28 protein-coding genes are annotated in these 21,835 nt (G+C 44.8%); 5 read left to right on the plus strand and 23 right to left on the minus strand.

The window, feature by feature from the left end:
- Positions 1–3: 3 nt before the first annotated feature.
- From PEPTYR26121_RS02380 to PEPTYR26121_RS02445, 14 genes are read right to left on the minus strand one after another with little or no spacing between them, the layout of a single operon-like run.
- Positions 4–801 (minus strand): purine-nucleoside phosphorylase, encoded by a 798-nt coding sequence (locus PEPTYR26121_RS02380; RefSeq protein WP_180498844.1) that lies wholly within the window; start codon positions 799–801, stop codon positions 4–6.
- Positions 785–1,336 carry an NUDIX hydrolase gene (locus tag PEPTYR26121_RS02385; RefSeq protein ID WP_180498846.1) on the minus strand — a complete coding sequence of 184 codons (552 nt, stop codon included), beginning with the start codon at positions 1,334–1,336 and terminating at the stop codon, positions 785–787. The genes PEPTYR26121_RS02380 and PEPTYR26121_RS02385 overlap by 17 nt, the downstream gene beginning before the upstream one ends.
- Positions 1,333–3,000, minus strand: a complete 1,668-nt coding sequence (gene recN, locus PEPTYR26121_RS02390; protein ID WP_180498848.1) for a DNA repair protein RecN — start codon at positions 2,998–3,000, stop codon at positions 1,333–1,335. Before recN ends, PEPTYR26121_RS02385 begins: the two co-directional genes overlap by 4 nt.
- A gap of 1 nt (position 3,001) precedes the next feature.
- The gene (locus PEPTYR26121_RS02395; RefSeq protein ID WP_180498850.1) at positions 3,002–3,796 is read right to left on the minus strand and encodes a TlyA family RNA methyltransferase; all 795 of its coding nucleotides are present in this window, start codon (positions 3,794–3,796) and stop codon (positions 3,002–3,004) included.
- 4 nt (positions 3,797–3,800) lie between these two features.
- Positions 3,801–4,580 (minus strand): polyprenyl synthetase family protein, encoded by a 780-nt coding sequence (locus PEPTYR26121_RS02400; RefSeq protein ID WP_180498852.1) that lies wholly within the window; start codon positions 4,578–4,580, stop codon positions 3,801–3,803.
- Positions 4,567–4,791, minus strand: coding sequence for an exodeoxyribonuclease VII small subunit (gene xseB / locus PEPTYR26121_RS02405; RefSeq protein ID WP_180498854.1), 225 nt, complete (start codon positions 4,789–4,791; stop codon positions 4,567–4,569). Before xseB ends, PEPTYR26121_RS02400 begins: the two co-directional genes overlap by 14 nt.
- Positions 4,781–6,112, minus strand: coding sequence for an exodeoxyribonuclease VII large subunit (gene xseA, locus PEPTYR26121_RS02410; RefSeq protein ID WP_180498856.1), 1,332 nt, complete (start codon positions 6,110–6,112; stop codon positions 4,781–4,783). Before xseA ends, xseB begins: the two co-directional genes overlap by 11 nt.
- Positions 6,096–6,596, minus strand: coding sequence for a transcription antitermination factor NusB (nusB, locus tag PEPTYR26121_RS02415; RefSeq protein WP_180498857.1), 501 nt, complete (start codon positions 6,594–6,596; stop codon positions 6,096–6,098). The genes xseA and nusB overlap by 17 nt, the downstream gene beginning before the upstream one ends.
- A 19-nt stretch (positions 6,597–6,615) precedes the next feature.
- Positions 6,616–6,990 carry an Asp23/Gls24 family envelope stress response protein gene (locus PEPTYR26121_RS02420; RefSeq protein ID WP_180498859.1) on the minus strand — a complete coding sequence of 125 codons (375 nt, stop codon included), beginning with the start codon at positions 6,988–6,990 and terminating at the stop codon, positions 6,616–6,618.
- 57 nt (positions 6,991–7,047) lie between these two features.
- Positions 7,048–7,671 carry a ribonuclease HII gene (locus PEPTYR26121_RS02425; protein WP_180498861.1) on the minus strand — a complete coding sequence of 208 codons (624 nt, stop codon included), beginning with the start codon at positions 7,669–7,671 and terminating at the stop codon, positions 7,048–7,050.
- A complete protein-coding gene (ylqF, locus tag PEPTYR26121_RS02430; protein WP_180498863.1) occupies positions 7,652–8,515 on the minus strand; it encodes a ribosome biogenesis GTPase YlqF in 864 nt (287 codons plus the stop codon). The genes PEPTYR26121_RS02425 and ylqF overlap by 20 nt, the downstream gene beginning before the upstream one ends.
- Complete coding sequence (locus PEPTYR26121_RS02435; RefSeq protein WP_180498865.1) at positions 8,505–9,344, minus strand: HAD-IIB family hydrolase; 840 nt, start codon at positions 9,342–9,344, stop codon at positions 8,505–8,507. The genes ylqF and PEPTYR26121_RS02435 overlap by 11 nt, the downstream gene beginning before the upstream one ends.
- Positions 9,345–9,389: 45 nt before the next feature.
- Complete coding sequence (locus tag PEPTYR26121_RS02440; RefSeq protein WP_180498867.1) at positions 9,390–10,202, minus strand: ABC transporter permease; 813 nt, start codon at positions 10,200–10,202, stop codon at positions 9,390–9,392.
- Positions 10,202–11,506 carry an ABC transporter ATP-binding protein gene (locus tag PEPTYR26121_RS02445; RefSeq protein WP_180498869.1) on the minus strand — a complete coding sequence of 435 codons (1,305 nt, stop codon included), beginning with the start codon at positions 11,504–11,506 and terminating at the stop codon, positions 10,202–10,204. Before PEPTYR26121_RS02445 ends, PEPTYR26121_RS02440 begins: the two co-directional genes overlap by 1 nt.
- 119 nt (positions 11,507–11,625) lie before the next feature.
- On the opposite strand from PEPTYR26121_RS02445, the gene ychF reads away from it, so the two are divergent.
- Positions 11,626–12,711 (plus strand): redox-regulated ATPase YchF, encoded by a 1,086-nt coding sequence (ychF, locus tag PEPTYR26121_RS02450; protein ID WP_180498872.1) that lies wholly within the window; start codon positions 11,626–11,628, stop codon positions 12,709–12,711.
- Between the two features lie 228 nt (positions 12,712–12,939).
- Here the strand turns inward: ychF and PEPTYR26121_RS02455 are convergent, their stop codons facing one another.
- From PEPTYR26121_RS02455 to PEPTYR26121_RS02480, 6 genes are all read right to left on the minus strand, one after another.
- Complete coding sequence (locus tag PEPTYR26121_RS02455) at positions 12,940–13,293, minus strand: cytochrome C biosynthesis protein (protein WP_180498874.1); 354 nt, start codon at positions 13,291–13,293, stop codon at positions 12,940–12,942.
- An 8-nt stretch (positions 13,294–13,301) separates the two neighbouring features.
- Positions 13,302–13,844 (minus strand): hypothetical protein, encoded by a 543-nt coding sequence (locus PEPTYR26121_RS02460; protein WP_180498876.1) that lies wholly within the window; start codon positions 13,842–13,844, stop codon positions 13,302–13,304.
- Entirely contained in the window at positions 13,841–15,106 is a 1,266-nt protein-coding gene (locus PEPTYR26121_RS02465) for an ATP-binding protein (protein ID WP_180498878.1), read from the minus strand. Before PEPTYR26121_RS02465 ends, PEPTYR26121_RS02460 begins: the two co-directional genes overlap by 4 nt.
- Positions 15,107–15,251: 145 nt before the next feature.
- Positions 15,252–15,947, minus strand: coding sequence for a response regulator transcription factor (locus PEPTYR26121_RS02470; protein ID WP_180498880.1), 696 nt, complete (start codon positions 15,945–15,947; stop codon positions 15,252–15,254).
- Complete coding sequence (locus PEPTYR26121_RS02475) at positions 15,925–16,524, minus strand: HD domain-containing protein (protein ID WP_180498881.1); 600 nt, start codon at positions 16,522–16,524, stop codon at positions 15,925–15,927. The genes PEPTYR26121_RS02470 and PEPTYR26121_RS02475 overlap by 23 nt, the downstream gene beginning before the upstream one ends.
- A 1-nt stretch (position 16,525) precedes the next feature.
- On the minus strand, positions 16,526–17,584 hold the full coding sequence (locus tag PEPTYR26121_RS02480; RefSeq protein ID WP_246285874.1) for a s-methyl-5-thioribose-1-phosphate isomerase: 1,059 nt from the start codon (positions 17,582–17,584) through the stop codon (positions 16,526–16,528).
- A 68-nt stretch (positions 17,585–17,652) separates the two neighbouring features.
- Here PEPTYR26121_RS02480 and PEPTYR26121_RS02485 point away from each other — a divergent pair, with 68 nt between their 5' ends.
- The 4 genes from PEPTYR26121_RS02485 to PEPTYR26121_RS09130 all read left to right on the plus strand — a co-directional run bounded on the left by PEPTYR26121_RS02485 (position 17,653) and on the right by PEPTYR26121_RS09130 (position 19,870).
- On the plus strand, positions 17,653–18,378 hold the full coding sequence (locus PEPTYR26121_RS02485; RefSeq protein ID WP_180498885.1) for an MTAP family purine nucleoside phosphorylase: 726 nt from the start codon (positions 17,653–17,655) through the stop codon (positions 18,376–18,378).
- A gap of 75 nt (positions 18,379–18,453) precedes the next feature.
- On the plus strand, positions 18,454–19,038 hold the full coding sequence (locus tag PEPTYR26121_RS09120) for a helix-turn-helix domain-containing protein (RefSeq protein WP_246285875.1): 585 nt from the start codon (positions 18,454–18,456) through the stop codon (positions 19,036–19,038).
- Positions 18,951–19,715, plus strand: coding sequence for an IS3 family transposase (locus tag PEPTYR26121_RS09125; RefSeq protein ID WP_246285884.1), 765 nt, complete (start codon positions 18,951–18,953; stop codon positions 19,713–19,715). Before PEPTYR26121_RS09120 ends, PEPTYR26121_RS09125 begins: the two co-directional genes overlap by 88 nt.
- Positions 19,691–19,870: an IS3 family transposase gene (locus PEPTYR26121_RS09130; protein WP_246285876.1), complete on the plus strand. Its 180-nt coding sequence runs from the start codon at positions 19,691–19,693 to the stop codon at positions 19,868–19,870. The genes PEPTYR26121_RS09125 and PEPTYR26121_RS09130 overlap by 25 nt, the downstream gene beginning before the upstream one ends.
- Before the next feature lie 94 nt (positions 19,871–19,964).
- Here the strand turns inward: PEPTYR26121_RS09130 and pyrR are convergent, their stop codons facing one another.
- Genes pyrR through lspA form a run of 3 tightly spaced genes read right to left on the minus strand, consistent with a single transcriptional unit; the run spans position 19,965 to position 21,828 of the window.
- A complete protein-coding gene (gene pyrR, locus PEPTYR26121_RS02495) occupies positions 19,965–20,486 on the minus strand; it encodes a bifunctional pyr operon transcriptional regulator/uracil phosphoribosyltransferase PyrR (protein WP_180498887.1) in 522 nt (173 codons plus the stop codon).
- The gene (locus tag PEPTYR26121_RS02500; RefSeq protein ID WP_180498889.1) at positions 20,471–21,376 is read right to left on the minus strand and encodes an RluA family pseudouridine synthase; all 906 of its coding nucleotides are present in this window, start codon (positions 21,374–21,376) and stop codon (positions 20,471–20,473) included. Before PEPTYR26121_RS02500 ends, pyrR begins: the two co-directional genes overlap by 16 nt.
- Entirely contained in the window at positions 21,373–21,828 is a 456-nt protein-coding gene (gene lspA, locus PEPTYR26121_RS02505) for a signal peptidase II (protein ID WP_180498890.1), read from the minus strand. The genes PEPTYR26121_RS02500 and lspA overlap by 4 nt, the downstream gene beginning before the upstream one ends.
- Positions 21,829–21,835 lie beyond the last annotated feature (7 nt).

The raw sequence follows: 21,835 nt of genomic DNA on the forward strand, positions 1-21,835 counted from the left end.
GAATTAAATCCCTTCGACGATTCCCGTTACGAGTTTTTTAAAGTCGTCGGATACTTCCGCCGAAATGCGGATAACCTCTTCGTGATCTAAGGGTTGGTCTAGAATTCCCGCTGCCATATTGGTAATGCAGGAAATCCCCATTACTCTTACGCCACGATGACGGGCGATGATCACTTCGGGCACGGTGCTCATGCCGACGGCATCGGCGCCTAATATACCCGCCATTCGCACTTCCGCCGGCGTTTCGTAACTGGGTCCGGTCATGTACATATAGACGCCCGTTTCGTATCCTATATCTAATTTGTTCGCAATATTCTTTACCTTTTGCAATAACTCACCGTCGTATGCGTAAGACATATCGGGGAAGCGATCACCTACGGGATCATTGGGCCCGATAAGGGGGTTTTTCCCGTTAAAGTTAATATGATCGTCAATAAGCATCAAAGTGCCGGGCTTAAAGTTAAGGTTTACTCCGCCGGCGGCATTGGTAACGATAAGTTTTTCAATCCCTAAACCGCAGAGAATCTTCACAGGATAGACCACATCTTGGATATCAAATCCTTCGTAATAGTGGATGCGGCCTTTCATGGCGACGATCTTTTTACCTTTTAGTGTTCCCAATATCAATTCACCGCTATGTCCTTGAACCGTGGACTGCTTAAATCCGGGAATATCACCATAGGGAATCCTTGTGGAATTTTCAATAGTTTCCGCAAAATCTCCCAGACCGCTCCCTAGAATAATGCCGATTTCCGGCTTAATATCCGTCTTGCTTTGAATAAAACTAATTGCTTGATTCATTTTTATCTCTCATTTCTTTCGCGGCATACAAGCCGATAATCGTCTTTGCGTCTATAATTTCGCCGAGCTTTACCATGCGCAACGCTTCGTCCAGTTGCATATATTCAACTTCCAGATCTTCAGTCTCATCTAAATCCTGTTCTCCCTGTACCGGGTTTTCACACATAAAGATATAGATCTTTTCGTTCGTAAAACCGGGCGAGGTATAAGCTTCCAATAAAAATTCAGCGGAGTTCGCTACTAACCCCGTCTCTTCAGAAAGTTCTCGAAGAGCGGCCGTCATGGGATTTTCGTTGTGTTCTATGAAACCGGCGGGAAGTTCAAGCAGTTCTTTTTTCGTGGCAATGCGATATTGGCGCACAAAGGGAATGCTGCCGTCTTCTCTGAAACAGACAATACAGGCACCTCTCGCGTGTTCCACTATTTCGCGTTTGCCGTAGCGTTGTCCGTCCAATTCGACCGTATGGCATCGCAAGGTTACGACCTTGCCTTCGTAAATTTTTTCGCTACGTATCACACGCTCCTCAGAAATCATAGTACCTCCTCATCATGTTCTTCCAACATTTCTCTTGCCGTCTTTCGCGTCGTCTCCGTATCCGCCCCGCTGATCATGGTGGCCAAATAGGCGACGCGCTCTTCTTTATTTAAGGACTTCACGACTGAAACCGTACGTCCGTTTTCTTCTTTTTTTGTAATCTGATATTGTCTGTCCCCGCGCGCTACAACTTGGGGAAGGTGACTCACGACGATAAGCTGACGATCTTTCGAAAGCTGAGCCATTTTTTTCGCAACAACTTTCGCCGTCTTTCCACTCATACCCGTATCTACCTCGTCCAGAATCAAAATCTCTCGCTCGTCGAACTCGGCATAAATACTGATGAAAGCCAGAAAGATTCGACTGATCTCGCCGCCGGAAGCCACTTCGGAAAGAGGCTTAAGATCTTCTCCTTTATTGGTAGACACCATATAGATCACACTGTCTTTACCATCTTCCGAAAGAGCTTTTTCGCCGAAATGTATTTCGAATTTCGCCTCTGGAATATCCAGTTCTTTCATGACCTCGGCGATGCGAAGCTCCACTTTCTTCGCCATGGAAATTCTTGATTCGCGAATAGAATCGGCTTTTTTATCCGCATCCTCTTTGATTTTTTCGATTTGATTCTTTAAATCTTCTATATTTTGATCGTAATCTTCCAAATAGGCCAAGCGATCGCAGCTCGCTTCCAAGAACTCCTCTATTTTCTCAAGACTGTCTCCGTACTTGCGCTTAGCGTCGTTAATGGCGTCCAAACGCTCGGCCACTTCATTAAGTCGTTCCGGATCCGCTTCAAAATTTTCCGCTCGATCCCTCAGAGTGTAGGCGATCTCTTGGAAACGGTAGCGAATATCTTCAAACTCCTCGGACAACTCGCCGTAAGATCCGTCGTTTTGAGCCACTTTCTCCAAAGACGATGCGAAGCGATCCATAAGGCCTCGAATTCCCCCGTCGTCAAAAGACATTTGAGAAAGCTCTTTTAAGTATTCCAGTGTGGAGCTTTGATTGCGAATGGCGTGAAATTCCTCCCTCAAGGATTCATCCTCTCCGGGTTCCAATGCCAAAGATTCGATCTCATCTATCTGGTAACGGAGCAAGTCCATTTCGCGTGCCGTTTGACCGGGATCGCCACTTTCCCTATGGAGCTTGTTTTCAAGAGCTCGATAGTTCGCCACATCTTGTCTCAAGTTCTTTAAAAACGATAAGTGCTCTTTACCGCAAAAGGTGTCGATAAGGTCCAACTGGAATTTCGGATCGATCAGAAAGCTGTTCTCACCTTGCATTCCCGACAGAGCCATAATGGAGCCGAACTCTCGTAAAAGTGCGTTTGTCACGGTCTTTCCATTGATTTCAGAAATAGACGGGCGATCTCGAAAAAGGACACGTTCTACGATAATCACATCCTCATAGGGAATTCGATTTTCCTCCAGAAAATCCAATGCTTTTTTATTCTTGGTCATAAAAACGCCTTGAATCGATGAAGATTCTGCATTTTTTCGAATCATGTTTTTTTGTGCGCGAGCACCGAGTAACAGGGAAATAGCGTCCATAATAATAGATTTCCCGGCGCCGGTTTCCCCGGTTAAAACGGAGAATCCATGGTGAAACTCGATGCGAGAATGTTCAATAATTGCAAAATTGTCGATTTGAAGACGTAGAAACATATTAGTGAAATTCCTCCTTCGACGCTTTTATAACCTCATCGATACTTAAGGGTTTTCGATCGGTTTTACCATTGGTCATAAGCATTAAAAATTCCGTGTTCCCCGTGGCGCCTTGAATAGGCGAGAAAGTTATGGATTCGATGGTCATGCCCAGTTCCGTGGCGAGGTTTGCGATCTTTTCGAGCACTTCTTTATGTGTTTTGGGATCGCTCACGATTCCGCCCTTTCCCACTTTATCTTTCCCCGCTTCAAACTGCGGCTTGATTAAAGCGGAAATACGTCCGGGTTTCTCCAAATAGGATACTGCTTTCGGCAAAACCAATTCCAAGGATATAAAGGACACGTCGATAGAAATGAAGTCGATGGCATCGGCCAGCTGATCTTTTTCCAAATGGCGTACATTAGTCCGCTCCATGACGACGACCTTGGGATCGACGCGAAGTTCATAGGCCAGTTGATTGTAGCCCACATCGACAGCGTATACCTTTTTCGCACCGTGTTGAAGCATACAGTCGGTAAAGCCTCCCGTGGAAGACCCGATGTCCATACAGATATGATTCTTCAAATCGATGGAATAATCCTCGAGGATTTTTTCAAGCTTAAAGCCGCCGCGGGAAACGTATTTTAAGCTATGGCCTTTGATCGTGATCTCGGCATCTTCGTCGATCATTTGTCCCGGCTTTGCAATTCGCTCAGTGCCCATAAAGGCTTCACCCGCCATGATTATGGTCTTTGCCTTCTCTCGAGAAGGCGCCAATTGTTTTTTTACCAATAAGAGGTCTGCCCTCTCTTTCATGCCATCACCGTTCCCGTTTTAAAATCTTAAGAATAAGAGCTTCCGTCTCGGGAAAATCCCCTATTTCTTTTAGTAAGTTTAAACACTCCGACGTATAGCGCTCGGCTTTTTCCGTAAAGAAATCCTTCTCGCCGTCTTTTCCGTCTTCCACTAAATCTAAGTAGTCGTCTTGAAATTGATAACTGATTCCGAGGGTTTCGCCGACTCGGTAAAGCTTATCGCAAACCGACAATTGCTTTCCTGCAAGAGCTCCCGCCATGGCGAAACAACCTCCCAATAACGCTCCGGTTTTTTTAGCATAAATTACTTCATCGCCGGAAGAAGCTCCTTCGCGTATATCTAAAGCTTGACCGTCTACCATTCCCGTCGTTCCGGCAGCTTTAAAGAGATAGGTCATGGCCAATATACCGCCCATCGGCTCCAATGTAGCACCTTGAGCCGCAAGCTCGCCCGCTTGAGATAGCAAACCGTCGCCGGCTAAAATAGCCAGAGCTTCGTTAAACTTCTTATGGTTCGTCGGCTGACCTCGCCGCATATCGTCGTCATCCATAGCGGGAAGATCGTCGTGAATCAAGCTGTATGTATGAATGGATTCCATTGCGGCGGCAAAATAGAAATCCGCTTCCCCTTTGTATCCGAGATCTTTCAAAACCGTATAAAAAATTCGCGGTCTAATACGCTTGCCCCCCGTAAAGAGAGAATAAAGCATGGACTCCCTAAGTTCTTCCGCAGCCAGAGGAATGGAATTATAATAATCTTTTAATCGTTCATCAAAGTGATTCATCCTCTTCCTCCTTCTTCTCCATCTCTTCCGTTTCCATCTCTTCCGTTAAAATACGCACCTTCTGCTCCAAAGCCGAAAGATCCTCTTCCAATTCCTTATAAAGTGCCGTGCTCTTTTCGTATAAGCTGACCATTTCTTCCAATGTCAGATCGTCATTTTCCATTTGTTCGACCATTTTTTCAAGCTTCTCAGATTTTTCCCTATAATTCATCTTTATACCTCGTCACCCCCTTTACAGATACATCCACCGTTCCGTCAATGAATGCGATAGAAAGCTCGTCGCCTACTTTCAGATCTCGTACGCTCGTAATTCCCCGTCCGTTTTTTTCTATCCGCGGCGATCGCTTAGATTCGCCTACGGATTTAATGCGTAGGTTCAAAAGTTCCAAACGCTCTTTCTCTCCTTGCAAGCCCTTCATCAGGGCTTTATTCAATCGATGGTGAATGGCGTCGTTTTTCTCTTTTTCCTGATAGATTCGCTTTTCCAAGGGAATCTTTTTAATTCGTTTTAAGAGAGACTCCCTTTCCCTTCGCTCTTCATCCATGGTTTTTACCATCTGACGTACCATACGCCGCTTTAATTCCTTGACCATATCCAATTTATAGGCCACCGATTCCATAGAAATCGTGTGTTTTAAGCGATAATATAGAGATTTCTGAGCATGTGAACAATCTCTTAGCCGATGAAGGAGAGTATTTTCCATAAACAGAATTTGAGATTCCGCTTCATCCAAAATATCCATGCGATGAGGTACGATAATCTCTGCACCGTGAGTAGGCGTCGCCGCCCGTACGTCCGCCACGAAATCAGAAAGAGTAGTGTCCACCTCATGGCCTACGGCGGAGACTACGGGGTGGCGCCTTTTATCGATGGCTCGAATAAGAGTTTCGTCGTTAAAACAGAAAAGATCCTCCATAGATCCGCCGCCCCTGGTAATGATAATCACGTCGATATCGTCCCGGGCATCGAGCTTTTCAAATGCACGGGCCAGTTCCTTTCCGGCCTCTTCCCCTTGAACGCGACTGGGAGATATAATCACAGAAATCGCCGGATTCCTTGCAGCCGCCACGCTTAAAAAATCGTGTTGCGCCGCCCCGGCCGTACTGGTGACCATGCCGATAGTCAGCGGATTTTTCGGTAGGGGACGTTTCTTCTCCATATCAAATAGACCTTCTTTTTCGAGAAGGTCTTTTAATTCAAGAAAAAGTTTATACAGGGCACCTTGTCCCGTAGGTTCCAGAGTCTTTGCAATCAATTGAAGACGACCGGATGGTGCGTAAATATCAACATATCCGTCGATTTCAACTTCCATACCCACTTGGTATGCAGCCCTTTCCGATAAATCGTCTCGAAACATGACACAAGCTAAGCGGGAGCGATCGTCTTTTAACGTAAAGTAAAGGTGGCCGCTTTGTGCCGTGGCAATCTCTGCGACTTCACCTCTTACTCGTACTTTTCTTAAAATGTAGTCGGTTTTGACTATTTTTTTCGTATAGTCTAATAGTTCCGAAATGCTAATTGGTTTGATCATTACTTTGTCGCAAAATAGAACCTAAAATTCCGTTGATAAAGCGAGCACTGTCTTTCGTGCTGAACATTTTAGCAATATCCACAGCCTCGTTTACCGAAACGGCATTGGCAATATCGTCGCAATAGAGAATTTCGTAAACGGCCAGACGTATAATGGAAAGATCAACGATCGTTAAGCGATCCAGCGTCCAATCCTTCAAATTGTCGGTAATCAACTCGTCGATGGTTTCCAAATGCTCGACCAACTCTCCGATATGTTCCCGGCAATAAAGAATCTCTTCTTCTTCCAGGGACGATTCGGAGCTTTCTTGAAGTCTCCGCTTTAGGGTTTTGCCTGAAAACACATGATTGTAAATTTTTTCTATTTCCGACTCTTCCCATCGATTCTCAAAAAACGACTCCATGACTTCGTCATTAAATTCGTTCCTATGCTCCATGGCGAAGAGTATTTTCATCATGGCAATTCTTGACAGTTTCCGACTCACAGGCGCTTCCTTCCCTAAATTAAATAGCTTGATTTTCGTTTTCTGCTCTTACTCCGCTAATGTGGACATTTACCGCATCGATTGCGATATCCGTCATATTTTCAAGGCTCTCTTTTACTGCATCTTGAACATTTTCCGCAACCTCGACGATGTTTTTACCATATTCGACGACGATTGAAATGTCCACGACGCTGGAAAGTTCGTCGCCTGTAATTTTCGTCTTGGACGGATTGCGACCGGTCAGTAGATCGCCTACCATTTCACGCTTTGTAGTGTAACTATTATAAACGCCGTCGACGCGAATAGCCGCTTCTTGCGCGATACGCGTTACGACGTCGTCTGCTATTTTTACATTCGAATTCCCGGTGGGATCGACAAAATATTTTTCTACCATAGTTTCCTCCTAATAGGCTCATTATACCATAAATGAAAGGCCTGAAAAACAGACGTCCTAGCCTTCCCTCTGTGCCAAAATCTTCGATAAGAAGGATCGGCGATGCAAAGGACTCGGACCCAACTCTAAAATCGCCTCGCGATGCTTTTTCGTACCGTAGCCTTTATGGCCGGCGATGCCGTAGCCGGGATAATCCTCATCCCACTGAAGACATAGCCTGTCTCTATATTCCTTGGCGAGAATGGAGGCACAAGCAATGGTATAGGATATGTCATCTCCGTGAATAACGCTTTTTTGAGGAACTTCCAGATCGATTGACTCGGCGTCGATTAAAAACAGAATGGACTTCTCTCGAAAACCTTGATCCAAAACTCCCTCTGCCGCGGTTTTCATAGCCAAGCGAGTCGCCTGCTTAATATTGATTTCGTCAATTACCTCGGGGGTTTCACGTCCGTAAGAGTAGGCGACGGCTTCCGACAGGATCGCATGTTCGTAAAGAGACCGTTTCTTCGGAGACAATTTCTTCGAATCGGTTATGCCTTCGATCATGTGATCAAGCGGCATAATGACGCAGGCCGCTACCACATCGCCGAAAAGGCAACCTCTTCCTACCTCGTCGATACCGGCGATATAATCATATCGATCTTTCAGAATTTCCAGATCAAAGTGTGTGTCGGTCATCTACTCGCTCCAAACTGATGCGACCCCAAATGCCGTTGCGAAATTCATCGAGAATAATGGAGGATACTTTTGTATAGTCGATTTCGCCACCTCGCATTAAACAGCCACGGCGTTTGCCGATGGCATCCATAAGCTCGATTGCTTCCGTATACTCCTCTTTTAGATCGTAGCGCTCGGCAATAATCTCATAGAATTTTTCCATTCCCTCTTTTAATAGTTCAAAAGCCAGAGTTTCTCTGTCCATAATTTCGTCCTTTATGGAGCCCGTAAAGGCCAGATGGCGTCCTCGAATGGGGGGATCTAATTTAGGCCACAATACGCCCGGCGTGTCCAATAAATCGAATTCGGGATGGTGGCGAATCCATTGATTGGTCTTCGTGATCCCCGGTCGATTACCGATGGCGGCGGATTTTTTTCCCGCCAGCTGATTGATGAAAGTAGATTTTCCCACATTGGGGATCCCCGTCACCATGACGCGAAGTTTGCGCTTCTGCATGCCCTTGGCCCGTTCCTTTTCACGAATGGGCTCGGCCAAATCTTCTATGGCTTTTGTAAGGGTGCGCATATTCGCCTTCCCCGTCGCCGTCCAAGGAATGGCGGAGGTGTCTTCCCTGCTCTTAAAGTATTCGATCCATTCTTCGGTAATCGTCGGATCAGCAAGGTCGGATTTATTTAATAAATAAAGTACCGGGTAGTTTGCAAATGTATCGTCCAGTAAAGGATTGTAACTACTCATAGGGATTCGGGCATCCAATAAGACGATGGCCAGATCACATTGGCTCTTTACCGATTGAATGGATTCGATCGTCTTCTTCATATGCCCGGGATACCAGTTAATTTTCAATTACAACCTCCTTATTTATGATCTTATCAGCTAGTTTAAAGGCGCCGTATTCTTCAGGCGACTCCTGACAAACGATATCGCTTTTTTTCTTAACCTCATCGGGAGCGGAAGCCATGGCGACGCCGATGCCGGCGTGCTCGATCATGGATTCGTCGTTCATATCGTCGCCAAAAGCTACGATCTTCTCCGTGTCGATTCCCTTGAGCTCCGCTAACTTTTCGAGACCGTTCCATTTATTAGTATTGCCTATAATTTCAATTAAAGAGAGAACCTTGTCTCGGCTTTTTAAAAGATGGGCGGTCATACCGCTGGATTTTAAGGCTTCATCTTTTTCAAGATCGTTAAACACATCGGCAGTTGTATAGCCTGCAATAACGAGTACATCCTCTTTTTCCACCTCTTCCAGGGTCATACGCTTATAAAGATTTTCGTAAAAAGAAATATAAGAAGCTTCCCTTTCTGTCGTTTCAAAAAGAGTTACGAGATCATAACCTTTAAAATAACTGTCTACATGAAAGATAGGGTGGATTCCCCTGGCGATCATGGCCTCGGCAATGGGGCGAATCTTTTCCTTCGGAAATGTATTTTTATAAAATGTCTTTTCCGAATTTTTTGTCCGTATTAAATTCCCGTTATTCGAAACAATATAGACATCTTCTTGAATAGGCTCCAGTTCTCGTTTAAGTGAGCGATAAGGTCTTCCGCTTACAATAACCGTCTCGATATTCTGTTCTTTCCACTTATTAATATACTTCACCATGGTATCGTCCACGGGCTGCTTTCTCGCAGCAATGGTACCGTCGAAATCCAGTGCAATTAATTGAATCATATATCTCCTCGAATAAAAGAGCGACTCGTGGAGTCGCTCAGTCATTTAAAATTTAAGTTCTTTACTTTTATAGATCATACATCCTATTACCCAAAATAGAACGCCTATAACAATATTAGCTATAATGCCGAGCCATTGAAAACTCGATCCGACGGCCATATGGAGCGGATTAAGTGCTATAAACGGGAAAAGTCCGGCAGCGGACGCTAAATTTCCGCCGATTGCCGTTAGAGCGGCCCAGATTAAGAAGATGGCGATAAACAAAAGTAAGGATCCACCTTCCGCATGGGACGAGCGTGAAGAAATCGACGAGTAAAAGAATCCGATAGACAAAAATTCGAAGCCCAATAACAAGATACAAATAAATACTTGTAACATGACGAGGACTAAGCTGCGAATGTCGCGAATTCCGAATATATATGCCGCAACCGAGCCGATTAACAATACGATCAGTAAAGTGAGACCGTAAAGTAGCATATTCGCACTAAATTTGCCGCTGAAAATTTCCGTACGGGTTACGGGATTGGCATAAAGGTATTCTATGGTTCCCGCACTTTGCTCTTTAGATAATGCTCTCGCGCCCAGTTGAATGGCAAAAATTCCGAAAAGGACACCTAGGTATTGGAATACGAAGGGAATATATTCGGTAAACTTGTCGAAAGACAGATTGTCTGTAAAGCCCAATATAGTCTGCATGTTCGGCGTGAAACCGTCCCGAAAACTATTGGCGAGCGATAGTAAATTGCCGTCTTGTAAAAGAGGGAAAAAAGCCATTAACAAAACAGTTAATATGGAGACGACGATACACCAACCGATCATCTTCCCTCGATTGCTTTTCATTTCAAGACCAAAAACCATTAGTCTTCCTCCTTCCCGGCGTCGGATTTTAATTTTTCTGCTGCCAAGGCATCGTCATCTACAGCCTCAATGGGCGCAGTTTTCCGACTGTCGTGAATTAATTCATCGCTATTGTAAGGATCGGACGAGTCCTCTGTTTCGTAACTGTCCGCCGCTTCGATTTTTGTATGATCGATTACGATAGTTTCATCATCTCTATCTTCTTCGACCAGAGAAACATCGCTGCTCGCTTCTTCTGAAGTATCTTCAGAAACTTCTTCATGAGATTCGACAGCCTCGTCAAAGGGATCCTCTTTTAATTCGCCGACCACTTCAGCATCATCATCAAATAATTTTTCATCATAAGCTACGATCGTATCGTCGTTATCCATGGCTTCATCCGCTACTTCAGGTTTTTTAGCAGATTCATTCGCCGTTTTTCGAGGTGTATCCCCATACTCGAAAGAATTGATCTTGTTTTCTAAAAGAGCATCTTCCAAGGTGAAGTTTTTAATTTTTTCTTGGTGTAACACCGTCGTGAGTGTAGGCAGATAACCGTCATAGAAAAATTGAATGTCGCCGGATTCGTCCTTCAGTAATTCGCAACCGATGGATTCAAAAGCGGGAACCGAAACTAATTCGTCGAAAATACGAAGAACTTTATCATTGTTTTTCTTGTCTTTTAAATACTCGAGGCCTACGAGACGGCCTCCGGATAGATAAGCTCCCCGGTCACCGAAACGTTGACCTACGGAAAGGTCGTCAGTTAATAGTAATACAGACAAACCTTCGGAACGTTGCAGACGTTTCAAGTGAGTAAACAGTTTATCCACCATGGCGTGGTTCAAATCTTTTGTAGGATTATCGATAATGAGTAATTTCGGCTTGGTAATCAAAGCATTCACGATGGCGACGCGCTTGCGTTCGGAGTCTGTCAAATCAAAAAATTTATGTTTATTATCCAACTCAAAGTATTCCATTAGGGATTGAATATCGTCCGTATTTTTAAGCCCGTGGAATGCCAAGGTATGTTTAAATAAAGCGTTCGGTTTCAGATTGTCGTAAATCCAAACGTCTTCCGGAATATAACTCGTAAATTCCTTAACCGATTTTGCTTCTTTTTGGGCGCTCATGTCGAACACGTTTACGATGCCCTTGTTCGGCTTATAAAAATTAAATAGAATGCGTGCCAATGTCGTCTTTCCCGAGCCCGGAAGGCCCATTACTGAAAATATTTCGCCATCGAATACTTCCAGGTTGAAATTATTAAAAACTAATTGACGACGAAACTTTTTTGTGAGTTCACTAACTACTATAGCACTCATGTTTCACCTCTCTTTTCTTTCATATTATACATGATGGGGAGTTAAAATGGAAACGATCCGCTAAAAACACGAGAATTTCTATGTTATAATGGAATCGAAAATGAAAAGAGGAGACGACAATGAAATTAGGAATTATAGGACTTCCCAATGTCGGAAAGTCAACTTTATTTAACGCCATTACCCAAGCAGGCGCAGAAGCCGCCAACTACCCCTTCGCTACCATCAAGCCTAATGTGGGCATGGTAGAGGTAAAGGATCGCCGCTTGGATAAGTTAAGCGTCATCAGCCAATCGAAAAAAATCATTTACGCTACCATCGAATTTGCCGATATTGCGGGCCTCGTCAAAGGTGCCAGCAAAGGAGAAGGACTGGGCAATCAGTTCTTATCCCATATTCGGGAAGTGGATGCTCTCGTCCACGTAGTACGCTGTTTCGACGACGAAAATATTATTCACGTCGAAGGGAGCGTAGATCCCATTCGCGATATCGAAACCATTAATCTGGAGCTTATTTTCTCGGACTTGGAAATTCTCGAAAAACGTCTCGAACGGGTCAATAAACAATTAAAGGGCGACAAGAGCCTACAGCCGGAAAAAGAACTGATCGAGAAAATGATCGCTACCCTCGAGGCGGAAAAACCTGCCCGCTCTTTAGATTACAGCGAAGAAGAACTTAAGATGCTGTCTTCTTTCAGTCTTCTTACTATGAAGCCCGTTATTTATGCCGCCAATGTTTCGGAAGATGATATTTTAACCGGCAATGAAAATGTTGATCGCGTATGTGAGTTCGCCGCAAAAGACGACGATGAAACCATCGTGATTTCCGCCGCCATCGAAGAAGAAATCGCCGCATTGGACGACGATGATAAGGCGGAATACCTGGAGGCCATGGGTCTCGAAGATTCGGGTCTCGACCGCCTGGTTAAAGCTTCTTACAGCCTGCTCGGCCTGATCAGTTTCCTCACGACAGGAGAAGTGGAAACTCGTGCCTGGACCATTCGAAAAGGTGCGAAAGCTCCCGAAGCCGCCGGCAAAATCCATACGGATATTGAAAGAGGCTTTATTAAAGCCGACACCATCGCATACGATAAACTCGTGGAGGCAGGCTCCATTCCCCACGCACGGGAAAAAGGCTGGATCCGAAGCGAAGGAAAAGATTATGTAATGGTCGACGGGGATGTCGTCAATTTCAAGTTCAATGTGTAAATTTTTAAAAATGGCTTAATCACTGCAACATGCATGGTTAAGCCATTCTTTTTTTCATCTAATTACTTTTAATCCACTATCTTCATATGTTTTTAAATAAATACCGTGCTCTTAATTGATTTAATATCTTTTTTCTCACCCAATTAACAGCGCCAACAATAAGAGACCCCCAAAAAACGGATTCATCAGTCCAAATTTTGGGGGTCTGTACATTCGATTATTTATTTTTTACACATCTCGACGACGTCGCTCGTCGGGATTATATATTTCGGGATAACGGTCTTTATTATAGATGCCGATGCAAAGTGCAAAGAGCAGCGAACATATTCCCGACGTCACACAAACCAGTGCCACGTATATATTCATTAAACTTTCTCTGTCGAAGAGACGATTTAATACCATCATTAAGGAAAACATGCCGATAAATACGAGGGCGAGTCCCGGTACATAGCGCAAGAATCGCATGCGCTTCCCCGCCATATTAATGATAAAAGTCACGATTATAGAAATAATAACGGCCAAAATTAAAATGATAATATAAGTGAAATTGCCGTTCAGACTGTCCGAAATTTTAGATAACATACTGCCTCCTACTTCTCCGTTGCGCCGGAATAATATAGGGCTTCGGAGTTTGAATTTTTCAGTAAATCTTGAAGCTGTTGGTCGTCGAGACTTCCCTTAGTCTTCACCATTTGCAATAAGTTGCCATACACATCGATATAGGCTACGTCCTCCTTTTCGCGATACACAGTAAAGAGAGGACGTTCTTTTTCATAAATCGTAATGACAAAAAGTGTATCACTCGAAATATCGACATCTTCTTTCGTTTTATTATACCCTACTTTCATCAAATAGTCAGTTTTACCTTTTTTTACTGCGTATTCCGGATCGTTTATTTTTTGCGATGCAAAAATGACGGCGTGAGGAGCGAAGATCGCGTCGGATCCTACAATGGACTGCAAGTCTTGAGCGCCGTCTCCACGGGTCTGTACGCCGGTTACGATCCAGCGTCCCTGTAGAGGCGAGCGATTAATTTCCGGCCGTTCAATCAACTGGTATTCCCCTCCCATGGCACTGCAGGAAGTTAAAACGAAAGTACATAGTATGATGAACAAATAGTTTATTCTTTTCATTGGACAGCCTCATTTTCCAGGGGAACAAAAACCCTAATCGATGTACCCACATACTTTTCCGATACGATTTGTATTTCACCGTTGTGTAACTTAATAATTTCTTCGGCGATGGAAAGGCCGAGTCCGGAGTGGGAATTGGAGTGTTTGCCTTTGTAGAATTTTTCCTTGGCGAGGCGAAGTTCGTTTTCGTCCATGCCTACCCCATTATCGGAAACGATGATCTCATAGTTTGGATAGTTTTTCCGAGCTTCCAGTAAAACCCAACCTCCGGGATCGGTGAACTTGATGGCATTATCAATAAGATTAATAAGCACTTGACGAAGGCGATCTTCATCCGCCGTTATGAGTACCACTTCCTCGTTTACCTCGTTAATAAGGTGAACCTCCTGCTTCTGTGCCCTGGGCTCCATCTGTTTTAAGATGCCGATACAGGTAGAGGTTATATCGAACTGATCTTTTTTTAGAGTAATGCGACCCGATATATAGCGGGAGAAATCCAAAAGCTCTTCCACCATTTTTGAAAGACGTTCGGTTTCGCCTTCGATAATATTAAACCCTTCCGCCATAACATCTTTTTCTTCCGGATCCGTATCTTTTAAAATAGCGGCCCATCCCCGAATAGAAGTGAGTGGCGTACGAAGTTCGTGGCTGATGGAGGAGATAAAGTCGTTCTTAACCTGCTCTTTTCTCACAATTTCCGCCGCAAGAGTATTGAGAGATTGAGCTAGTTGACCGAGTTCGTCGTCTCTCTCCATTTTGATTCGCCTTTTATATTGTCCGTCCGCCAACTGAATAGCGGTCGATTGAATTTCTTCAATAGGTCGGGTAATGCCCTTGGCTAAAAAACGGCTCACGATAACGGAAATAGCGATAACCAAAAACGTTAGCAGGAGCAGATAGCGCGTCAAAGTCAATACCGCGCGATGTGCCGGCGCCAAAGACGATGTATAACGTAAGACACCTAAAAGACCGTGGTCCTCGGAAAATAAGGGCCTGGATACGGAAAGAACAGGCGTGTCGGAATAAGTTACTTTCCCAACTCGAGATCCGCTCTCTCCTTCTAAAGCCGATTGTACGTCTGTATAATCTTTAACCGGGTCGTTAATAGCTCCGATGGAGTCGTAAAGAAGTTGGCCGTCTGCGCCGATTAGCTGAACCTGCCCTCCCGATTGATTAAAGACCATATTATAGTCGCTCTCCAGAAGCATTTCCAGATCGACATTCTTAAAATAGCGCTCGTAGGTATAGTAGGAACTGTCCAATTGTTGCTCCAAATAATATCGAACTCCGTTATAAGTATATTGACGAAATCCCAGAATCAAAAAAACATCGAGCAAGCTGACGGTTAGAAGAATGAGAGCGACAAAATTTCGAGTAATGACAGTGCGAATGGAGTGTTTCATAAGATTATCGGCTTGTTTTCCAACGGTAGCCTACGCCCCAGACGGTTTCGATATAGGTAGGGTGGGCAGGATCCTCTTCAATTTTTGAACGTAAACGTCGAATATTCACATCCACAATTTTACTGTCCCCCAGAAATTCTTCGCCCCAAACGGCGTTTAATATTTCATCGCGACTGAGGGCGCGATTCACATTATTCATAAAGAGCTTTACGATCTCATGTTCCGTAGGAGTCAATTCGATTTCTTCCTCGCCTTTAAAAAATTTATGACCGTAAACGTCGATCTTAAACTTCCCGCTTTCTAAATAGCGATTACCTTTTTTCTTCATACCATCCTTGACGAGGCGGCGCTCCAATGATTTGATTCTGAGCGTAAGTTCCGTAGGGTTGAATGGCTTTGTAAGGTAATCATCGGTACCGCTTTGAAGGCCCATAATCTTATCATAATCTTCCGCCTTCGCCGTAAGCATTATGATGCCGAGGCCCGGAAATGACGAACGTAAGCGATCACATACTTCGAAGCCGTCGATTCCCGGTAGCATAATATCGAGAAGTACAATATCCGGTCGCTTATCTTCGGCGACTTGGAGACCTTCTTCCCCACTTCCCGCTTCGAATACTTCAAAACCTTCTCTCTCTAAGTTTATTTTTATAAATTTGCGGATGGAAACTTCATCTTCAACCAATAGTATCTTTGTCATGGTCAACCTCTTTATTAAAATAATCGTCTACTTTTTTCAGGATCACATCGTATAATTCCGGATAGCGCTCTATAGGCGCGATGCGTTTCAAGACGTCTTCGTAAAGTATATGGTGTTCATTCCATGTTCCCCCGTCATTGACCGCATTTAAAAGAATAGGCTCTATACGGTCCATGGCCAATGCGAAATGAGATTCCGGTGTCTCCTGGGCTTCAAATTCTTCCCAAAGATTACGAAATTCTTCTCCAAGCTCCTCGGGGAGTGAGCCGTAAAGCTTGTTCGCCGCCGCCACTTCCCTTTCCCTCTTGGATTCGTTTAATTTCTTATCATAGGCAAAAGTATCTCCCGCTTCGATTTCGACTACATCGTGAAACAGAAGCATGGCCACTACCCTGGAAATATCTACGTGAGATGGAGCGTGATCTTTTAAAATCAGCGCCATGGCGGCGATGTGAAAACTATGTTCCGCATCGTTCTCATAACGGTCGCCGTAGACAAGGTGGGTCTTACGGTATACGGTCTTCATTTTTTCAAGCGTATAAATAAAATCGATTTGCCGTTTTAAGTCTCTATTCATTTTACACGGCGAAATAAAAATCGCCCTCTCCTTTTAACTCTTTATATCGTTTCAGATCATTAGATTCGAAAATGCCTAGATCGGTGACGATGCCCGTAACGAGCTCCGGCGGCGTTACGTCGAAGGCGGGATAGTATCCCTTTACGCCCTCTAAGGTATGTTTGATACCGTGAGCGGACAAGCTTTCTTCGGTATCTCGCATTTCGATGGTAATATCCCCTGCATTTTCGATATCCATGTCGGGAATACCGGTAGCGTAATAGGGAATGTCGAAATACTTGCATAAAATCGCCATTTGATAGGTTCCCACTTTGTTGACGATGCTGCCGTCCATACATATGGAATCCGCTGCCGACGTAAAGAGGCTTACCCCCTCATTTTTCATATAGGCCGCCACCATATTATCGGTAATGACCGTGACGTCCATGCCCATATCTTTAAATACCGAGGCCGTAAAGCGAGCTCCCTGTAAGAAAGGCCGGGTCTCCGGGCAGACGAAGCGAATCTTTGTATCGCTCTTCTTAATATGGCGAGCTAACATGCCGATAATGGTTTCCCCGAAGCACTGGGTCATAATCGTGCCCTCATTTGGAATGGCGTGCATAAAATGTTCCGCCACGCGATCGATGGCATGGTAACGACGTTCCATAGATTTTAAGGCGTGATCTCTTAAGATGAGATCCAAGTTTTTATCGTCTATATTTTCTTTGGCCACTTCCAGCGAACCTGCTGTAACTTGCGCCATTCGTCCTGCCGTAGTAGGACGGGCATTGGCAATGCATTCCGCCGCCTCCTCCAAAAAACGGTAGCGCGATTCACCCTTTAAATCTCGGGATTCATAGGCAGCCAGTGCCATGCCCATGGCCGCCGCCGTATAAGGTCCCGCCGATTGGGTCACCATGGCACGAACGGCATCCCGTACCTCTATGTAAGTTTTACAGCGAACGTATTCTATTTTAACCGGATAAATTCGTCGATCTAAAATCGATACTATTCCGTCTTCGTAATATGCCACGTGTTTTGCCTGCAACATATAGGCAAGATCTCGATCAAATTCCATGTTTCCCTCTCTTTCCATGTATAATAGTACCATAATAGAAGATTAGAAACGAGAGAAACGAGGTTAATATGAACTATGGAATTATCGGCGGAACAGGCTTTGAAGCGCCTTTTAAAGATGCCGAAGAAAAAATAATGCACACGCCTTATGGTGATACCAAAATCTTTTTCCCGAAAGACAAACCCTATGTTTTCGTCTCCCGTCATGGAGCCGATCATACAATTCCCCCTCATCAGGTGCCCTATCGCGCTAATATTTGGGCACTTAAAGAATTAGGCGTTACGGAAGTTTACGGCATCAGCGCCGTGGGAAGTTTAAAAAAAGAATTCGGCCCGGATGCTGTAGTGCTTTCAGAGGATTTTTTAGATTTCACGAAGACCCGCACTAATACATTTTACGACGGAGATCACAACGAGGCGAAGCACATAGCCATGGACATACCCTACGACCCGATATTGAACGAGGAGTTCGAACGGACCTTCGGCGAATCATTACCTCGAGGCGTCTATGTGTCCACAGAAGGACCTCGCTTTGAGTCGAAAGCGGAAATAAGATTTTACGCTTCCATCGGCGGCGATGTAGTGGGCATGACCAATGTGCCCGAAGTGGTTCTCGCAAGAGAGTTGGGACTTCACTACGCCAATATTAATCACGTCGTCAACTACTGCACCGGCGTAAGCGACGAAATGATCATAACGAAGTCAAAAACCGTTCGCAGACGTATTATTGAAGCCATCGACAAAGTATTTACTTCCGACCGTACGCCGAGAGAGTCGCGAATCGATTTACTATAATAAAAAAACTCACGCACCATTTTGCACTGACCCCCAAAAGTTGGACCAAGAAATCCAACCTTTGGGGGTCTTTTAATGGCAAAATACAGTTATGAATTGAAGAAGAAAATTGTCGAAGAATACTTGTCCGGGAAGACAAGTTATCAAGCATTAGCTATGAAATACAATATTGAGAAATCCGCTCTCAAACTATGGGTGAATAATTACAAACATTTTGGCGATGAAGGTTTAATGCGCTCTAGAAATAATCGTGAGTACAGTGTAGAGTTTAAGTTAGAAGCCATCACACGCTACGAAACGAGCGAATGCAGTTACCGACAATTGGCCCTCGAACTCGGTTTAACGAATCCATCCATGATCGTTAACTGGCGCAGGAAATACCGAGAAAAGGGGATTGAGGGTCTGCGACCACATAAGCGAGGGAGACCTATGACGAAGAATAAAGATCGCAAACAGACCAGAAAACCCTTAAACGAGAGCGAACCTCTTGATGCATCCACACGGGAAGCATTAGAAAACCGCATCAAAGAATTAGAAGCGGAGAATGAAAAGCTCACCATTCAAAAGATGTTCTGGGAACAGTTAAGGAGTTTGGAAAGGGAAGAAGCAATGAACAAAAGGCGAGGATCGTCGCCAAACTCCGAGAACAATTCCAACTAACTAAGATTCTTGCCGCCATCAACTTTTCAAAATCCACCTTTATGTACTGGCAGAAAAAGTGGAACGAGGAAGATAAAGATCAAGCCTTAAAAGACGAGATCCTGGCCATTCGGCGCGAACACAAGGACTACGGCTACCGAAGGATCCATCTGGAGCTGAAGAACCGGGGATGGGCGATCAACAAAAAGAAAGTTCAACGGCTGGTTCAAGCTATGGGGCTTCAAGTCCGCGTCTATGGCAGAAAATACAAAAAATACAGTTCGTACAAAGGCGTCGTCGGCAAAATCAAGAAAAATCGAATCAATCGACGCTTCAATACCTCCATCCCTTACCAAAAAATTACCACCGACACCACAGAATTCAAATACTACGAAGAAGATCAAACGGGGAAACTTCAAACAAAGAAACTCTACCTCGATCCGTACATGGACCTGTACAATCTGGAAATCATCAGCTACGTCCTCTCCGATCAACCCAACGGCGTCACCATGCTTAAAGGCCTAGAAGAAGCCATCAAACGCACCGACACCTGCCCCTACCGACGCACCTTCCACTCCGATCGCGGGTGGGGCTATCAAATGACTGCCTATCAAACCCTGTTGGAAGAACACCACATCTTTCAAAGCATGTCGAGAAAAGGCACAACGCACCCATGGAAAACTTCTTCAGCGTCCTGAAAAGAGAAATCTATGCAGACCACGTCTACCGAAGCCGGAGAGAACTCGTCCGAGCCATCGAGTGCTTTATTCGCTACTACAACAACGATCGAATCAAAGAAAAGTTAGGGGGCTTAAGTCCGAAGCAATACCGTGAACGAATGAAAACCGCTTAGAACAAATGTTATGTAAAACAAAATCGAGCAAGCGAAATGCTTACTCGATTAAGTCCAACTTTATGGGGTCACTCTATTTACATGCGTGAGTTTTTTATTCTCCTTTTTCTGCTACATAGACTCCATCTTCTCCGTCGTGTTCTTTTAAGCGAACGACGATTTTTTCCGACTGAGATGTGGGTACATTCTTCCCGATAAAATCGCCGCGGATGGGAAGTTCCCTGTGGCCTCTGTCCACAAGGCCTACAAGCTGCACCGATCGAGGGCGATCCTTTACCATTAGAGCGTCCATGGCGGCGCGCACCGTGCGGCCGGTATATAGCACGTCATCGACTAATACAACGCGCTTGTCGTCGATATTTCCCATAAAATCCATGAGCATAAATTCGTGATGACGGCGATCGTCTCTAAAGAATTCCGGATTGAGATTATATACGGGTACGCGAATACCTTCGATTTCTTCCAGTTTTTCACAGAGTCGGTGGGCCAAAAACTCCCCGCGAGTTACGATGCCGATCAATACCACATCGTCCAAACCCTTATTGCGCTCAATGATTTCATTGGCGATACGGGCAATGACCCGCTTGATGGCGAGTTCGTCTAGTATTTTATGCATAAATCTCCTTTCTCCTTTCGTACAAAAGAAAGTAAACGCTCCGGCATAGGAGCTTCTGCATGGATCGTCTCGCCGGTAACCGGATGCGGAAAAGTTAAAGAAGCACTGTGAAGGAGCAGCTTTCCGTTCCGATCTTTTCTTACGCCGTAAATAGGATCGCCGACGATAGGATGATGGATAGATTGCAGGTGCACGCGAATTTGATGGGTTCTTCCCGTTAGAATCCGCACCTTCAATAAAGTAGCGTCGCGAAAACCGAGCACCGGTTCGTAAATAGTGTGGGCAGGCTTAGATGGATGCACGTTTACAGCCATTTGCGTGCGGCGGCGAGGATCTCGCCCGATGGGAGAATCGATCGCTCCCCCTGATCGAATAACACCGTGACAAATGGCGTCGTAGCGTTTATCTACATCCCGAGATTTGAAAAGCTCGATGAGCCCAGTATAAGCTTCTTCACTTTTGGCGATCACCATAACCCCTGACGTATCTTTGTCCAATCGATGAACGATACCGGGACGCAAGGGGTCACTTCCTTCCGCTACGCGATCAAATCGCCATAGAATGTGATGGACAAGGGTCTCGTCCTCTTCTCCGGCACCGGGGTGTACCACGAGGCCGTATGGCTTGTTGACACAGGCGAGGTGTTCGTCTTCATAGAGGATCTCCACTCCCAGATCCTTCGGCTCGATAATGTATTCCTCTTCCGCTTCGTAGTGAATCTCGTCGCCTATTTTCAAGCTGTATCCTGCCTTCACTTTTTTTCCATTGACGAGGATGCGACCGGAAACGACGGCATTTTTTACTTGAGATCGGTTCATCTGCAGTCGATCCGACATGTACAGATCCAGTCTCATGTCTTCTACGTCGGCTACAAAAATTTGATCCTTCATGATTTCTGTTCTTCTTTCAAAAATAGCTGAACGATCAGAAGGACGGTGCCCACGACGATCATGGCGTCGGCTAAATTAAAGACGGCAAAGGGGTGGCCGAAAAAATTAAAGGATAGAAAATCTACCACATAATGAAGGCGCAGGCGATCGATAAAGTTTCCAACAGCGCCTGCTAAAATTAAAACGAGGGCAGATTGCATCACGCGATCCAGATCATGTTTCTTGCCATAGAGAGCATAGATCAAAGCGCCGATAACGGCTAAGGTAATCACGATAAAAAGAGGCCGGCCGTCCTGCAAGATTCCGAAAGCGGCTCCTCTATTTTCCACATAGAGAAGCTGAAAAAAATCGGGGATAATCTCCATGGGCCCGGATTCCTTCAAATTGGCGAGGACCCATAATTTACTCAATTGATCCAATGCGATTAATGCGATTAATAAAATACTTACCATTAGCTCT

It is taken from the genome of Aedoeadaptatus nemausensis, from assembly GCF_903819165.1.
Lineage (GTDB): Bacteria > Bacillota > Clostridia > Tissierellales > Peptoniphilaceae > Aedoeadaptatus > Aedoeadaptatus nemausensis.

Excerpts from the sequence above, each read along its gene's own strand:
- PEPTYR26121_RS02380 (WP_180498844.1), bottom strand. The coding sequence starts at position 801 with ATGAATCAAGCAATTAGTTTTATTCAAAGCAAGACGGATATTAAGCCG.
- PEPTYR26121_RS02385 (WP_180498846.1), bottom strand. The coding sequence starts at position 1,336 with ATGATTTCTGAGGAGCGTGTGATACGTAGCGAAAAAATTTACGAAGGC.
- recN (WP_180498848.1), bottom strand. The coding sequence starts at position 3,000 with ATGTTTCTACGTCTTCAAATCGACAATTTTGCAATTATTGAACATTCT.
- PEPTYR26121_RS02395 (WP_180498850.1), bottom strand. The coding sequence starts at position 3,796 with ATGAAAGAGAGGGCAGACCTCTTATTGGTAAAAAAACAATTGGCGCCT.
- PEPTYR26121_RS02400 (WP_180498852.1), bottom strand. The coding sequence starts at position 4,580 with ATGAATCACTTTGATGAACGATTAAAAGATTATTATAATTCCATTCCT.
- xseB (WP_180498854.1), bottom strand. The coding sequence starts at position 4,791 with ATGAATTATAGGGAAAAATCTGAGAAGCTTGAAAAAATGGTCGAACAA.
- xseA (WP_180498856.1), bottom strand. The coding sequence starts at position 6,112 with ATGATCAAACCAATTAGCATTTCGGAACTATTAGACTATACGAAAAAA.
- PEPTYR26121_RS02420 (WP_180498859.1), bottom strand. The coding sequence starts at position 6,990 with ATGGTAGAAAAATATTTTGTCGATCCCACCGGGAATTCGAATGTAAAA.
- PEPTYR26121_RS02425 (WP_180498861.1), bottom strand. The coding sequence starts at position 7,671 with ATGACCGACACACACTTTGATCTGGAAATTCTGAAAGATCGATATGAT.
- PEPTYR26121_RS02435 (WP_180498865.1), bottom strand. The coding sequence starts at position 9,344 with ATGATTCAATTAATTGCACTGGATTTCGACGGTACCATTGCTGCGAGA.
- PEPTYR26121_RS02440 (WP_180498867.1), bottom strand. The coding sequence starts at position 10,202 with ATGGTTTTTGGTCTTGAAATGAAAAGCAATCGAGGGAAGATGATCGGT.
- PEPTYR26121_RS02445 (WP_180498869.1), bottom strand. The coding sequence starts at position 11,506 with ATGAGTGCTATAGTAGTTAGTGAACTCACAAAAAAGTTTCGTCGTCAA.
- ychF (WP_180498872.1), top strand. The coding sequence starts at position 11,626 with ATGAAATTAGGAATTATAGGACTTCCCAATGTCGGAAAGTCAACTTTA.
- PEPTYR26121_RS02455 (WP_180498874.1), bottom strand. The coding sequence starts at position 13,293 with ATGTTATCTAAAATTTCGGACAGTCTGAACGGCAATTTCACTTATATT.
- PEPTYR26121_RS02460 (WP_180498876.1), bottom strand. The coding sequence starts at position 13,844 with ATGAAAAGAATAAACTATTTGTTCATCATACTATGTACTTTCGTTTTA.
- PEPTYR26121_RS02470 (WP_180498880.1), bottom strand. The coding sequence starts at position 15,947 with ATGACAAAGATACTATTGGTTGAAGATGAAGTTTCCATCCGCAAATTT.
- PEPTYR26121_RS02475 (WP_180498881.1), bottom strand. The coding sequence starts at position 16,524 with ATGAATAGAGACTTAAAACGGCAAATCGATTTTATTTATACGCTTGAA.
- PEPTYR26121_RS02480 (WP_246285874.1), bottom strand. The coding sequence starts at position 17,584 with ATGGAATTTGATCGAGATCTTGCCTATATGTTGCAGGCAAAACACGTG.
- PEPTYR26121_RS02485 (WP_180498885.1), top strand. The coding sequence starts at position 17,653 with ATGAACTATGGAATTATCGGCGGAACAGGCTTTGAAGCGCCTTTTAAA.
- PEPTYR26121_RS09120 (WP_246285875.1), top strand. The coding sequence starts at position 18,454 with ATGGCAAAATACAGTTATGAATTGAAGAAGAAAATTGTCGAAGAATAC.
- PEPTYR26121_RS09130 (WP_246285876.1), top strand. The coding sequence starts at position 19,691 with ATGGAAAACTTCTTCAGCGTCCTGAAAAGAGAAATCTATGCAGACCAC.
- pyrR (WP_180498887.1), bottom strand. The coding sequence starts at position 20,486 with ATGCATAAAATACTAGACGAACTCGCCATCAAGCGGGTCATTGCCCGT.
- PEPTYR26121_RS02500 (WP_180498889.1), bottom strand. The coding sequence starts at position 21,376 with ATGAAGGATCAAATTTTTGTAGCCGACGTAGAAGACATGAGACTGGAT.
- lspA (WP_180498890.1), bottom strand. The coding sequence starts at position 21,828 with ATGGTAAGTATTTTATTAATCGCATTAATCGCATTGGATCAATTGAGT.